The sequence below is a fragment of the Paenibacillus abyssi genome (genome assembly GCF_014640295.1).
Taxonomy (GTDB): Bacteria; Bacillota; Bacilli; order Paenibacillales; family Paenibacillaceae; genus Paenibacillus_D; species Paenibacillus_D abyssi.
Genome location: NZ_BMGR01000008.1, coordinates 253553 through 268651, shown reverse-complemented (window position 1 = coordinate 268651; position 15099 = coordinate 253553). Strand labels below are relative to the sequence as shown.

Annotated in this window: 9 protein-coding genes; 1 reads left to right on the top strand and 8 read right to left on the bottom strand. The window is 45.5% G+C overall.

What is annotated here, in order from left to right:
- From IEW11_RS13885 to IEW11_RS13875, 3 genes are all read right to left on the bottom strand, one after another.
- On the bottom strand, nucleotides 1-5096 hold a 5096-nt coding region (locus IEW11_RS13885), incomplete at its 3' end, for a hypothetical protein (protein ID WP_229725277.1).
- Nucleotides 5097-5427: 331 nt separating this feature from the next.
- Nucleotides 5428-6669 carry an S-layer homology domain-containing protein gene (locus tag IEW11_RS13880; RefSeq protein WP_188531642.1) on the bottom strand — a complete coding sequence of 414 codons (1242 nt, stop codon included), beginning with the start codon at nucleotides 6667-6669 and terminating at the stop codon, nucleotides 5428-5430.
- 373 nt (nucleotides 6670-7042) lie between these two features.
- The gene (locus IEW11_RS13875) at nucleotides 7043-7924 is read right to left on the bottom strand and encodes a nucleotidyltransferase-like protein (protein WP_188531641.1); all 882 of its coding nucleotides are present in this window, start codon (nucleotides 7922-7924) and stop codon (nucleotides 7043-7045) included.
- Between the two features lie 136 nt (nucleotides 7925-8060).
- Between IEW11_RS13875 and IEW11_RS13870 the strand changes: the two genes are divergently transcribed.
- The gene (locus tag IEW11_RS13870) at nucleotides 8061-8405 is read left to right on the top strand and encodes a YgzB family protein (RefSeq protein WP_188531640.1); all 345 of its coding nucleotides are present in this window, start codon (nucleotides 8061-8063) and stop codon (nucleotides 8403-8405) included.
- Between the two features lie 148 nt (nucleotides 8406-8553).
- On the opposite strand, the gene IEW11_RS13865 is transcribed toward IEW11_RS13870, so the two are convergent.
- From IEW11_RS13865 to gatB, 5 genes are all read right to left on the bottom strand, one after another.
- Nucleotides 8554-10275 (bottom strand): glycosyl hydrolase family 18 protein, encoded by a 1722-nt coding sequence (locus IEW11_RS13865; RefSeq protein ID WP_188531667.1) that lies wholly within the window; start codon nucleotides 10273-10275, stop codon nucleotides 8554-8556.
- A gap of 241 nt (nucleotides 10276-10516) precedes the next feature.
- A complete protein-coding gene (perR, locus tag IEW11_RS13860; protein ID WP_188531639.1) occupies nucleotides 10517-10951 on the bottom strand; it encodes a peroxide-responsive transcriptional repressor PerR in 435 nt (144 codons plus the stop codon).
- Between the two features lie 77 nt (nucleotides 10952-11028).
- Complete coding sequence (locus IEW11_RS13855; RefSeq protein ID WP_188531638.1) at nucleotides 11029-12771, bottom strand: DUF4097 family beta strand repeat-containing protein; 1743 nt, start codon at nucleotides 12769-12771, stop codon at nucleotides 11029-11031.
- 4 nt (nucleotides 12772-12775) lie between these two features.
- Entirely contained in the window at nucleotides 12776-13426 is a 651-nt protein-coding gene (locus IEW11_RS13850; RefSeq protein ID WP_188531666.1) for an MgtC/SapB family protein, read from the bottom strand.
- 223 nt (nucleotides 13427-13649) lie between these two features.
- The gene (gatB, locus tag IEW11_RS13845; RefSeq protein WP_188531637.1) at nucleotides 13650-15092 is read right to left on the bottom strand and encodes an Asp-tRNA(Asn)/Glu-tRNA(Gln) amidotransferase subunit GatB; all 1443 of its coding nucleotides are present in this window, start codon (nucleotides 15090-15092) and stop codon (nucleotides 13650-13652) included.
- Nucleotides 15093-15099 lie beyond the last annotated feature (7 nt).

Genomic DNA, 15099 nt, shown 5'->3' with positions numbered 1-15099 from the left:
TATGCTGTCGAATCGATTGTCACCGGTATCCCTCTAAAGGTATTCACATGACTGGTTGTAAAGCCTGGAACTGGTGGAGTATTGTTGGGCGGTAATGTTCCGACATTTAACATTCTGACCGTATAATCAGACCAAGCGTCATACTCGTCCTTGACCGCCATTCCTACTTCGTACACACCAAGCTCCTGTGGTGTAACGATCTTTTGCGCCACGTGGTTGCCGCTCGGTGTGATGTAATAAAATCTTTTCTCCAATATCCCTCTTGTGGCTCTGTAGTCGATGCCATTTTCCGATGGTGAATAATTGGTCGCGCTAGCGTATCGATCCGGGTCACGGCTGCTATCGGTCCAGAGAACTCTCCCGCTCGCATCTTGTACAACCGTAAAGTCGGATATCGGCCTGCGATGCACAGTAACCATTTGATTAAACTCATTTGATGTTTTCCGATACATGTCAAAAACTATACTTGGGAAATGAAAATTCGGTTGCGGATCATCTTTTGCCCTCAGTTGTACTGTGTAATCACCCACTTTATCAAAGGTTAATTGCTGTGAATTAAACGTCTTCCCATGTAAGCTGGATATCCCTTGATTATTAATAAATCGAGGCGCATGCAGGATACTCCATTGGTAAGTCCCTGCCATCGGATCTTTCTCCGGATCTGTAAAAAGGATATTACTGTATCTTACATCCGCTTTGGCAGTCCCTTCATTCCAGATGGCAAACTGCTTGGACCAAAACTCTTGATTCTGCAATTCTTTGTAGCGAAGTGCGCTAAAAGTGACAAACGACTTGTCCGCAAAATAACCGAATTTACCCGTTGTATAAGTATTATCCTGCGCTTGAAGTACAGGAATATTATTAAGCCATACCTCAATACTGTTACCTATAAATTTCAGTTTAAGGGTGTAAGATTGGTCATCTTGTAAAGGATAACTTCCTGTGGCCAACTGCGTTCTCGCTCCATTAATATACTTGGTCAATGAAAGCTGGCTCCCATTCGTCTCAAAAGCATAGCGATTACGAGTATCCCGCATTCGGAAAGAGAACCCCAGTGAGTCCAAATCATAATCAACATCATCCACAGAGAACGAAAAATTGACTTCCGCATTTGCTAGGTCAATATTCGATAAGAACTGCCCACTAGTAAAGGCCCTATTTACAAGCGGCGCTGTGGATGGCGTTCCAAATGATGCTCGTAATGTATAGTTTACTTGATCGCTGCTATTCGGACGCGTTAATGAGACGTAGAATCCATCGCCAAAATATTCACCGAAGAACTGGGTATTATACGTGCATTCGTTATTCCCTACCTCTCCGATTTTTGCTCCTGCAGCGTTGTACACAGGGTTCTTCGGTGTGCAAGCGGAAGGCTGGGTTGTGCGAAATCCTTCTGCGGTGACGGTGCTATTCTGGTTCTGATGTTTGGTCCCATTGAAGTCAAAATAAATCGTGGAACGATTATCTTTTGAGAAACGGTGTGCATCAAAGCCTTGGTTGTTGTCGTTGGCCATGAATCGGGATTTTAACGCACCATTTGCAGTATTATATACCGATACGATTTCCCGGTCACTTGGATAGATTTCACCAGGCTTATTAAACAGCTGGTACGTCCGGACCTGTACTTCATTCGTAAATGGATTGATCACCAGTCCGTTAAATTGATCCAGATCATACATATTGTACATCGTGCCAGTTGAAGCTTTGGTCGGATAACCCAATTCGTTCGGTCCCGTTAAATACTGTCTCCACGCCAGCGTTAAATCCGGATTATACTTGACCACACTTAAGTCATAATATCTTCTGGGCGTTTGTTCCGTTCCGCTGTATTGTCTAAAGCCTTCATAGGCATAAATCGCCCCGCTGGGATCTGTAAATAAAGGTCTGGACGAGATATATTGGACATCATCTGAAGAAACTCGCGGATCCCTTGCAACCGGAATCGTCCATGACGGCAGATCCGTTTTATTCAAGTCAGGTGTAAATTTAATCCAGCGAGTGGATTCCTTTCCCGCCTGTTTAAATTCATTACTGTTTGAAATGTCGCTGCGCAAATAAATATCTGTGGCCTGCGCATGGCTAATTTCCCACGACGAATAGCTATTGTTCTGTCCTTTTCCAAAGTCTAGCGGAAACACTTGACGACGCACTTGTTGGCCGTTCAAAGTATTATAAACAATCAGCTCATATTCGCCGGTAAAACGTAGAACATAAAGATAATGACCGGCTAACTCCCAATTAATGCTCAAGGCTTGAGATACCGCTATGTCAAACACAAAGGGGCTTCCATTTTTATAGCGGTATAGCAGCGATCCATTTTGAGAATATGATTCTATTGGTGATAGCTTCTTTGGATCCAAACCATAAATACGCATGGATTTATTCCACATACCCGAACGGGTTGCTTCATCAAAAATGAACAGATTTTTAGTCGATCTCATTTTTGGGGCTGCAGCTTGACTATAGTTAAGGTTATTTAATCGGTAATTTGAATCATAATAAACAAGCTGCCTGCCGCTGGGATTAATTAAAATGCTCGAAAATTGCGGCGTATTGGTTGCAGCCCGGTAAGGTGATAAACGGTTCGGACCAAAACCATTATTACTCATATCAAATGCGTTCCAACTCGAATACGTTGGATACTTCACAAAATATTGAAACATTTGTTGCTGCCCGAAATTTTTCCCTTCGCCGCTAACCAGCCTTCCGTTATGCACTTGCCACAGGTTGTTTTTATTGTAGACTTGTCTAACTTCATTAGTGACGTAGACAGGCCAATTCAACATTTGCGCAGCACTTATAGTCGAAGGTGGATTAAGATCCGGCTGCGGACTGCTCCCTTCAATATTAAAGAACACTTCCGGCGCATTATTAATGACATCCAGCGTTAATATGGCAATGTCTTCGTCTAAGGTATCATCAGTTTGCCCGTATTCTTCGGTCACTTTGACATAAAAAAGATATTTTCCGACTTCGGTCGGAGTGAACGGAAGCCGATTTAGAGTACCTACCATGCCGATCCATTCATCATCTTCAAAGCCGTCATTATTCTGATCGTACTTATATTTATACTGGGTTTTAACGATGGCATCTCCATCCGGACTCGTCGATTTGTTAAGAATGTCGATCATTTGATGCCTAATTCCAACCGGAGGTACTTCCAGCTTAGCGATCGGCGGCAGATCCGGCTTGACGATAATGTTACAAACACCCGGATCGAGCGACTTCATGCCTGTATCATCGTACACAAGTAATGAAACCTGCACCGTGATATCCGAGGTCGTATCGTTGGTGTAGCTTGTTTGACGATTTGTCCATTCATCCCGGCTATGCTCGATTGTACGGCCCATGGGACTATAACTATTCGTAGAAGTAAACTCCGATAATAGAACCGGCTTGTTCGCCGTTACTTCTGCTGGACAGCCTGGAACGGCAACCGGATTTTGAGGCACGACGCGAATCCAAGTTGAAGCTGTTGTTGTCAAGCCCCACTGGTCTCGCATCTGTGCGGTGACATGATGATAGCCTAGCGTATCCATCTTGACTTGATGATAGCCATTTCCATAATATTGCGCCTTGGTGGGGAGCGATTGAATAAAACTGCTCTGGCTTCCAGCAGTATCAAAACCCATAAAAGTTAACAAATCCCCATCCGGATCGGTCGGCGTGGGTATGGACGGATCAGTAATATAAATAAGGTGCATTACAGCGCCTTCTACGATCTCATAGACCGGCTTCGTTTGCTCATTCGGATGGACAAAACCAACCCGAAATTCTGGCGGTCTATTATTTGTCGGAGAAGTTACCGTCAAGGTCTTAGGAGACAACCATTCCGACTGTCCGCAGCTGGTATTAATCTTGATCGTGATCATATGCTGCCCCGTGCCAATGTTCCAGGGGTAATTCGAATGACTATATGATGTTGTTACCGTCTGTCCGGATATCCACGGTGTTTCAAAAATACCATTTCGTGAAATCTGATACTTATGCGCAATATAGGTACACCCGTGTAATTGAAAATCTCTCGGTACGAGTGAAAATGAATCCCTATATTCAATCGTAGACGGCAATACATCAAAATCTGCCGTATACGATATCTGCTGCTCATAAAAGAAAGAAACGTATCCTGTTTTATGGGTCGCAGTCAGATTAACTACGATGGAATCACCCTGATTTATCGCATCGGTATAATCAGAATAATCCACATTACGACCAAGCAGCGTACCGTGTGACGCAACCGGATTTACCGTCCTGCTTGCTGGCAAGGTACTTACTGCCTCCGAGGTTTCATTTGCTAGTGTGAAGCTTACATTTGGCCCCTGCCGTACCATATGTCGGACTTTAATCTCCCCATCCCCTACAGGGCGATAAACATGATACAGATATAACGTATTAAAATTTCCAGTGTAAGGAGTTAATTCGTAAAGACGATTTGTAGGTGAGCTAAAATCAGTAGGTGGACTACCTGTTGTTGAACGGACAAACCCTAAATATTGATAATTGGTATTAGTAGGAGCTGGAAATGAATAGTTTTGTCCGTTTACTAGACTTCTTCTAGTATCAGTAAATATACTAGACAAACTTTGTCCACTTTCGTTTACATGTCTAACAAATGCTTCGGGCGCTTTGTAGTACAGATATAAGTAATAATGAGTATATGTACCATCATAAGTCTCTACCGGAGGGCTTCCTTCTATAATGCTCCCCCCGGTGGGAGGGCTTCCATCCTTACTGAATTTATACCCCACGTAAGTATATTCTGCGTTAGCAGGCGGTGTAGTTGAATAAGATTGATCTTTTGTCATAGTTCTAACTACATCAGGGAAAACAGCCTGTAAGGATTGACCTGCTGTTGTGTAATGTCTGGTTGTATGCGTTCCGGTAGTTACTTCTACAGTACCTTCAAAAGTAACCGTAACAGGGAAAGGGTAGATCATATTATTGTTGCCACCGCAAATAGAATCAGTGTATCCGTATACTCCTCTACCAGAATACCCTTCTATATATACGGTATCCCCTGAAATAGTAGGCTTACCTTGTAATGCAGGGTCAGCATCCTCCTGCATAGTAACTGATTTAGGTTTCGAATTTTTCACCTCAGAGCCACTGTATTTATTACCATTAGCATCCACCCAAAGTGCGTTCAAAGGAGCAGATATATTCGTAGAAGTATAAACCCAAGTTTTTCTAGGCTCTCCACCATCGTTAGGTGCAACTACAGTTCCTTGATCGTCGCTCCTAGTACTCCACGTACCGTTTATATGTTGGCACCAATAGTACCCAGGGGTAAAGTTCCCCTTAGTCGTTACTGTTATAGTTGCTCCAGAAGCACTTGAGGGATATAAAGGAATAGATGTTACGATCAAAAACATACATAACAGCAAGTATACATACCTTTTATTAGTTCTCAATTAAACCCCTCTCTTTCTAACGAGAACTATCTCTAAGTAATATATAATTCTGATAAGGGCCAGTTATATCCATGGTATCGAAAGTTTCTTCGTCAAAGTATCCGTAAAACGTAATTTCTTTTGTTTCTCCTTTCTTCAATATAAAATCATAATCGTGGTGGCTAACATACTGATGAATTATGCCGAATTTTTCATAGGGATGGCTAGAAGTTATACGAGCAGGGTTTCTTAGAGAAAGATTTTGCATAAAAAGCAATCTCCCTCCGTCTTTATTAAAAGTCATGTCTGTGACAACAACTATTATTCCCGAGTAATCTTTGCGTATAACTTTATCCTTCCCTATAAATTTATCCTCATATAAACTCTTTTTATTTTTATTATAAGGAAGTAAATACATCCGTTTTAGTTTGACAGTATAATTAGGATGGGTAAGAGTTAGTTTACTGTTTATCCATTTTTCTGTACGGAAATCAAACAGCTTACCATCAACGATGTTTATCATTGGAACCGATTTGGAAACTGTTTTTACATTAGTTCCTGTTTCGGCAAGTTCTTTTAATTCTTTAAGGTACTGGTAATCCTCAGGTTTCTTACTTCGACTATTATAGTAACTTGTCAGCATGGCTACTGCTTCTGCTCTCGTAGCATTATTCCTCAATCCGATTGACTGATCATTATATCCGCTCATTATCCCGGTACCTAAAGTCAAAGCTACATATTGAATTTGTCCTCGCTGAATACTTTTGCTATCCGTCAAAGGTAAATCACTATTGTTCAACTTTGAAAATATATCAAAAAACTCTTTATAGCTTTGGTCTTTTATCATAGCCTTAGATATCATTCTTGCGATTTCATATCGGGTTATATTTTGATTTGGCTTAAACTCGTTACCAAAATCAGAAGTAGGGATTAAACCCGCCGCATAAGCAACATTTACAGGATGTAAAGCCCAACCGCCAGTCACATCTTTATAAGGATTTTGTTTTGCGTTAGTTAGTTCTGATATTTTAACGAGCATAGTTGTAAATTCTGCTCTAGATATGGTTTTATTCGGTCTGAACGTCCCGTCAGTATACCCACCGACAAATCCTTTGTCTGAAAGAGCATTGATAGCGCCAGAAGCCCAAAAGGTCTTAGGAACATCTTTAAATTTTTGATCAGATTGCGCTAAGATTACAGACTGAACAGGTACTAATCCAAAAATAAGAGTAAATGCAAGAAGACAACAAGTCATAAATCTAACGGTATATTTTTTCACTAAAATCACTCTCCCTAGTTGTTTAGACTAATTAGAAACTGAATATTCTGTCTATTCCTGTTTACTCCAAAACCATAACCAACCATGTTCTTGCCATCATCAATAACCATCCCCTTTGTCATTTAGTGTAATCCTTTAGTACCTCCGATGCTGAAGCTCAACATAATTAACCTACTTAAATATTAACTCAAATTACCAAGTTGCGGTATTGTTTCCTTAAAATGAAAATAAAAAAGCACCCGCTGCAAATAAATCTTTGCAAGCGGGTGCTTCCCACATCACGTTCTTTATTTAAGGCTGGTGAAAAAAATCAGCCACATTAGTTACAGTTATTATATCGAATTCCAAAACTATACACAACCTAAAATTCAGTTCAGTCGGCAGTGGGCCTGTACTTCAATTCTAACACTTCCGAATCAGCGGCAATGGACGGCATGACTACCACTTCGCGGATGTAAGCCCGTTTTACCAGCTTCTGCAGCAGCAGCGACAGATCAATCTGTAATCCCGAAAGCGCGGGGTGATGGGATAGCTCCATGACACTCCACGGCTCTTCGCGGCTGCTTAATACTTGAAGCAGGAGCGAGCAGCAGGATTTCATCTTGCTCATAACGGTAAATTCACAGCCGAGTAAAACAAGCTGTACCCGCTGTTCCAATGTTTCCGGACTGTTCGTCAGCTCATCGTATAATTTATAAATTTCCGGAAAAATGCGCTGCACTTGCCGCCATACGGTCAATTCCGGATGAATCCCTTCTTCAATAAGTGCAATATGCGCCCAATGGTGTAAAGCGGTTAATATATTACTGTGCGCATCCAGCAAATTGTTGTCCTGCATATCCTGTTTGGCTTGCAAATACGTACGCAGAAAATTTGAAAATTCAATCAAGCGCTTCTGTTCACGCAGCGCTTCCGGAAATTCGATAAGCCGATGACGTATTTGTGCCAAATAATCTCCTTGATCCAACAAGATTTCACCCCGCACAAGCCATTGTATAATACTGCGATCCTCCCCGCAGGTAAGCCATCGCTCCAATTGAATAGGATCGATTGTTTTCAGTTGTATCCGTACCCCGTCCATCAATACATGCTCATTCATTCGATCCCGATCCAGCCGCTTAGCCACGACCAAGATCAATAGATCAAATCCATTCATAAGCGGATGATACGGATAAGGATTATCTATTGCAGCCACACTGATCATTTCGCCCTTATTGTGATAATATTGGGTAAAATAGGCTTTAATCTTCTCCACAATATCCTCCGTATAGCTTCGCTTTGAAGTTTAAGCTATAATTAATTTTGCGGTTAAATTCTTGTTCGACAGTAACGTCTCGGATTCCTGCTTACCATTGCAGAAATCCGTTTATAGTGAGAAAGGAAGTGTAATCATGTTTTTCAAATCCAGTAAAATAAACGAGTTCCGCCTATGGGGGCTGCTGTTTACGCTTATCGGCATGGGTCTGATGATTTTTGGTACTGCCGGCATCGTGCTTTGGGGACAAACCGGTAAAATTTTTGCAGGCGTATTCATGGTCTTCGGTATGATTGCCATGCTGCTGAGCGTGGGCGTATACTTCTGGGCGGGAATGCTCTCGACAAGCGCCACTATGCTTGATTGCCCAGAGTGCAAGCGTCCTACGAAAATGCTGGGCAAGACCGACCGCTGCATGTTCTGCCGCACCAAGCTGACCTTGGATCCGAATCAGGCAACGCACACACATACACCAGGCTGATAGGAAATGCACGATACTTTCCCGTTAACCTGCTTGTTGAATTGAGAAACTTCCGATCGCAAGCTTTTAGTAATAATACGGTTATAAAAAACCTTCAGACATCTTGTCCGAAGGTTTTTTTGTGCTCCCTATGAATAAAATAACGTCATTAAGGCCTGCTTTGCAGCGCGTCATCCATCACACCCCAGACGGATTCTTTCTGGAAGCCCCGCTGCCAAGTTGCTATGCCCGCAAGGTCATATTTCTTCACTAATTGAATCCTTGCCTCAATGGAGGTTTCATCCTCCAGCCAGATCCGCTGCAGCGCGCCATCCTCTTCGTACTCCACGTAATTTTGCCCGGTTTGCGGATCGTATTCAGGCTTGAGCTTTTTCTCCTCCAGCAAGGCTTCAATCGATTCCATTCCGACGGCTTTTGAGCTGACCTTGATCTCGCCGTTCTCCCCTTCGGCCTCCGTCCAGATCCGGGTATACAAAGGGATTCCGAGCAGCAGCTTGCCCGCCGGCACATCGTCCTCTTCCAAAATACGCACAATCGAGCGTTCGACCCATGGCAGCGATGCGACAGAGCCTGATTTCGGGCTGGCCGCCCAATGCTCGTCATAGGACATGACCATCATGTAATCGACTACTTTGCCTAATGCTTCACGATCGAGAAATACAGACCACATTTCGCTGTTTGATTTAGGCGTCACATCGATCGAGACAACCAGGCCTTGCTCATGAAGCAGCGGCGTGAGCTCACGCACGAATTGGACCAGATTCTCTTTATCCTTCGGATACACATTCTCGAAATCAATATTAATGCCTTGAATCTTATACATTTGCGAATAAGAAAGCAGCTGTTTGATCATATTAAGCCTGCGCTCGTAGCTTGATAATGCTTCAGTCGTCAAGTCAGGCTCAAAGCTATTGCTGAATAATGCCCATACCTGCATCTCTTTTCTATGCGCCCAACTCACATAATCCGCATCGGCTTTGCTCCGAATCTTCCCCTTTCCATCCACCAATTCGAACCAAGTGGGGCTAACAACGTTTACACCCGATAATTCACCGATCTGCGAAGTGTCCGGGTTACGGGAGTACACCGCCTCCCATGTCAGATTGATTCTCTGACCATACAGTTTCCACGCGATAAAAGGCTTTTTCCGAGCCGGTTCCTCCACGGTCTCAATATCCGAAATGGCAACATCCGATTTTTTCATAAACCCGATGTACCCGGCAGGACCCTGCACCCGGTACCAGCCTTCCTGCTCTCCCCATATTCGCACAACAGCCCCTTTTAATAATGCTTCGGATATCGGAGCTTTAATTGTTGGTTCAGAACGGATCGCCGCTTCCTCAGCTTGAACTGCTGCGCGCTGAACCGATTCGCCCGGCAGCCGGACCGTCACGATGGAGGTTTCCTCATCATACTCGGTCTGCAGGCCGAATAATTCCTCCAGCGGCGCGATAGGCAAAAAGACGTTATCACCCACCTTTTCTGCCGCAAAGCTAAGCTCGAACGGCTTTTGGTTCATCGTAGCCGTAAGCGCATCTGTTTTGAGATGAATGACTTTATCCTGTGTCGTTAATATGATGGACTCGCTCTCCGGTTCATAACGGATTGGCTCCTCCGATCCAAGCAGTTGTCTTACCGCTTCAAGCGGGAGCTTGATGGATTCCCCTTCCACTATCGCTCCCTGATTCATCACTTCACCTTTATGTATGATCGGGTTAACTTGGTCAAATACTGGCACCACATGCTTGCCATTGGGCACAAACCACTGCCAGCCAATAAAAGCGCCAACAGCAATCACCGTTAATCCGAGTAACAATGCCAAACATCCCAGTCCTTTTCCTCCACGCTTCCGGGGTGTCTGGACTCGCATCTTATTCACAACTCTCACTCCCCAGCTTTCATGAACTTCGCATAACCGTATCCATATATTATTATGTATAGGGGCAAGCCAACAAAACTGCCGATACCATCTATAGACGAAATGGGCAGCAGTAAGGTTTCGTAAAAAAGTGAAATCCTATAGAAGAGAAACTATCACTTCACAAAAAAAATCGTACAGGCAAACGGATTTATGACTTCCGTCCCTGTACGATTATAGTAGCTCTATACTATTATTGCACTTTCACACTTGCACAGCTTTTACATAAACCGTAAATTTCCATTCGGTGCCCTTCAACGACAAACCCTGTCTCACGTGATGCTGCCCGCTCAACCTCTAATAATGGCGGATAATCAAAGTCTTCAATCGTTCCGCAAGCTTTGCATATTGCGTGATAATGATCCGACAAATCCGCATCGAAACGACTGGAATCATCGCCATAGGTCAATTCACGAACAAGGCCCGCTTCCACAAATAGACGTAAATTGTTATAGATTGTCGCCACGCTCATACTTGGATACTGCGGCGACAGTGCCTTATAAATTTCATCAGCAGTTGGATGAGTCATAACACCCATCAAATAAGTCAGGATAGCGTGTCGTTGCGGGGTCATCCGGACGCCGGTCATTTTCAATTGTTCCAATGCATGTTGTACACTAGCATCCATTTCCCTCACGCCCTTTCTACTCTTTAATACCATTTTACGTGTTAGGTTTTGACTTTGTCAATGAAAGCGCTCCTAACTCACTGTTGAATTTTTTCCAGTACGATGTTGCTGTTGGCATTCACATGGATATCATAGGTTCCCATCCCAATCTGTCCGCGGATCGTTCTGTTATCGATCGTGAGCGGCAGATCACTAAAAATATCCCCAAAGGTAACGCTGCCTTCTACCGAAACGTCGCTATCCTCCGGCATCACCAAGCGGATCTCGCCAATCGCGCTGTCTGCATGCCACGAGCCGCCAACCACCGAGCTGCGCACCTCGATCCCTCCATTAAGCGTATCCGCATTAACCGCTGACTTCGCCTCATGAATGACGATCGATCCGTTCTTCGTCTTCGTCTCCACCTCGCCTTGAATATTCGTCAACTGAATATTACCGTATATTACCGCCGCTGCAGCTTGCCCTGCAATCCTATATCCGGTGATATTGCCATTGGAGGCATCAAGCTTCACTGCGCCTGCGATATCGGCGACCCGGATATCACCGCTTTTTGTCGTTACGGCCACATCCCCAAGCACACGCTGAATGTTCAGTTTCCCCCACGTATTTTCAACCGACAGGCCGCCGGGAAGGCTAAGATTATGAACGTTTATCCCCCCGTTGATCGTTTTCACCTTCAGTCCCAACATGGTTTCATAAGGAGCAGGCCTGGTTTCAGGTACGGTGATAACCAGATTGATCCGCGGCTTGAGGACCCTCTCTTCCCCATAGGATTCCCCTTTTCCTTCAATCCGCAGCCTATTGTCCTTAGCAACAATATCCAGACTCGTCGCATCAGCCGCTTGCTCGGCCATTTTCTCGTCAGGCAAATCAATCCACACTGTCGCTTCGATCTGAACTTGGCTCACGGCGCCCGAACGGATATGGACCTGCCCATTAGGGTTAACAACGTCGATCCTTTCCACCGCTTCTTCCAGCTCCGCGTAAAGCGGCGGACGGTTAAAACGGTATCCGCTCTCTTCCGTATAGCCGTCAAGCTCGCTGCTCTCCGTCATAAACTGATCCAGCCATCGAAAGGGCAGATCCGCAAATTGCGTAACGCTATAAGCGGATGAAGCCGCCATTATCGCCATTGTTAGTCCGATGAGGTCAATGGACAGCCTCCTCTTCAGCTTTCGAAGCACGATGCTAACCGTCGTAATGTCCAAGCCAAACACGATCAGAATCATTGGCCACCAGTTCACAAGCTCGACGATCGTGTGTCCATCGTATCGTTCATCCCACATCAGTAAAGCGCCTATCGCGATAGACAGCAGGGAAGCCGTGATCCGGCCCAATCTGGACGCGCCGGCAGCAAACCGCCACAGCAGCCATAATCCGAGCACGACCATGCCGATGCCGGGCGCATAATCACCGGCAGTATGGAGCCAGGGGATAAGTGCTGCAGGAGGATGAATAAATAACAGCAGCATGACGACGATCACGGAAAGTCCCAGTCCGTGCCAAGCGGTGACTGCTTTTGCTCCTGAACCGTACCGGCTCGACTGCCTCGGAGCCCTAAAGTTATACTGCAGCGCATCATAGACGCTATAAAAATAGATAGCAGGCAGCGCAAGTCCCAGATAAACGATCAGCATGAGATGCCGTCCGCCGGTCGCATTGGGATAATATATCATCGCCGCAATATCAAGTACCGAAAGAAAAAGCAGCAGCAGTCCTTTTGAAAACCTGCCTTGCGCCATATGCCCCGCCCCCGGAACCAAGAAAGCCAGAAGCCCCGCGAGCCAACGTTTTTTTTCTAAAAAATAGCTCTTTCTCATCGTCTCACTCCATACTCACAGCATGCACACCTTCCAGCCCTCTGATCTCCTCCACCAATGCCCATGGGATCTCCCCGTTCGGCAGAAAAATATAAATGTTCAACAGCACCTCTGGCAGTTCCAGCTTTTTATCCCGCTGTTCAATCATTTCGATCTTCCGGATTTTCATCTTTTGAGCGATCAGCCGTTTCGTAATCGTATCCATCATCATCGAATTTTCACTCACACGGACGACGAGCAGCTGCTCTTTTTTTGCATTTAGGAAGCGTTTCTCCACCTTGTTTAGAACATACAAAATGATGAGGACAAGAACGGTTGCGGCCGAGGATGCAAAGTAAAAACCCGCACCGACCGCGAGGCCAATCGCGGATACGACCCACAAAGAAGCTGCTGTCGTTAATCCGGTGATCGCTTTGCCCGTAAACAGTATCGTTCCCGCACCGAGAAAACCGATCCCTGTAATCACTGCTGCAGCTAGACGTGCCGGATCGACGCGAACATTCACCTCATTCACAAAATCGGAAAAACCATAAATGGATAGCAGCATCAAAAGACAGGACCCTAAGCACACCAAAATATTCGTGCGAAGACCTGCGGCATGATTGGATTGCTCGCGTTCAAAGCCGATTAACCCGCCAAGCAGAATCGCAAGCATCAGTCGAATAATAATGTGAAGTTCGTTAATATACCATGGATTAAGCGGATCAATAGGCGTAAACACTAGGACATCCCGACCTTTCTTTACTTTTATTATTTTATCATATTCTACGATGGAACTAGAGTAATACCATAATCTAAATAACCTAAATTCCCATCCCTGCAAACAAAAAAAAGACCGCACCTTGGTAAGGTACAGTCTGCATACATAAGTATCCTAATTACCGGCTCAATCGATCGAGCAGCAGCTTGTTCACAAGCGCTGGATTCGCCTTGCCGCGCGACTCTTTCATCACTTGCCCGACGAGAAAGCCGATCGCTTTGTCTTTGCCTGCTTTATAGTCTTCAACGGATTGCGGGTTCGCTTCAACGACCTTGTCCACGATCGCGAGTATTGCGCCTTCATCGCTGATTTGAACAAGTCCTTGCTCTTCCACGATTTGCTGCGGAAGCTTGCCGGACTCCAGCATCGCTTTAAAGACGGTCTTAGCGATCTTGCTGCTGATCGTCCCTTTTTCCATTAAACCGATCATCTCTCCCAGCCCTTGTCCGGTAATCTTCACGTCCTCCAGCTCCAGGCTGTTCGCATTAAGATATCCTAGCAGGTCGCCCATAATCCAGTTCGCCACCGCTTTGGCATCCTTCGTATAATTCAGGCTCTCCTCGAAGAAATCGGACAGTTTCTTGGAAGACGTGATGACTCCGGCGTCATAAGACGGAAGACCAAGCTCCGAGGTGTAGCGCGCTTGACGCGCATCAGGAAGTTCAGGAATCGAAGCCAGCACACGCGCCTTCCATTCATCATCGATGAACAGACGAACCAGATCCGGATCCGGGAAGTAGCGATAGTCATGGGCTTCTTCCTTGCTGCGCATGGAGATTGTCTTGCCTTGGGCTTCATCCCAGCGGCGAGTCTCCTGCACGACCGTACCGCCGCTGTCCAGCACCTCGGCCTGACGCCATTGTTCATATTCCAAACCGCGCTGCACGCCGCGGAAGGAGTTCATATTCTTCAGCTCGGTTCGCGTTCCGAATTTCTCCTGTCCGTATGGCCGAATGCTGATGTTGGCATCACAGCGCAGCGACCCTTCCTCCATCTTCACATCGGAAACATCACAGTACAGCATGATCGCTTTGAGCTTCTCCAGATACGCCTTCGCCTCTTCAGGCGTTCGGATGTCCGGCTCGGAGACGATCTCCACAAGCGGCGTACCGACACGGTTCAAATCCACGAGTGACGCATAACCGCCGTCGACATGCGTCAGCTTGCCCGCATCCTCTTCCAGATGAAGGCGCGTAATGCCGATGCGCTTGGTCTCGCCGTTCACCTCAATATCGATCCAGCCATTCTCGCCGATCGGTTTATCATATTGCGAGATCTGATACGCTTTTGGAGAGTCCGGGTAAAAATAGTTTTTGCGGTCGAATTTGCTCTCGGTTGCAATCTCGCAGTTGAGCGCCATCGCCGCTTTCATTGCATATTCGACCGCCTGGCGGTTCAATACCGGCAGCACGCCGGGGTGTCCGAGACATACCGGACAGGTATGGGTATTCGGCGGAGCGCCAAAGGCGGTGGAGCAACCGCAGAAAATTTTGCTGTTCGTATGCAGCTCCACATGCACTTCCAGACCGACTACAGTTTCATATTTGGTCGCTTGTGACATCGTTTTA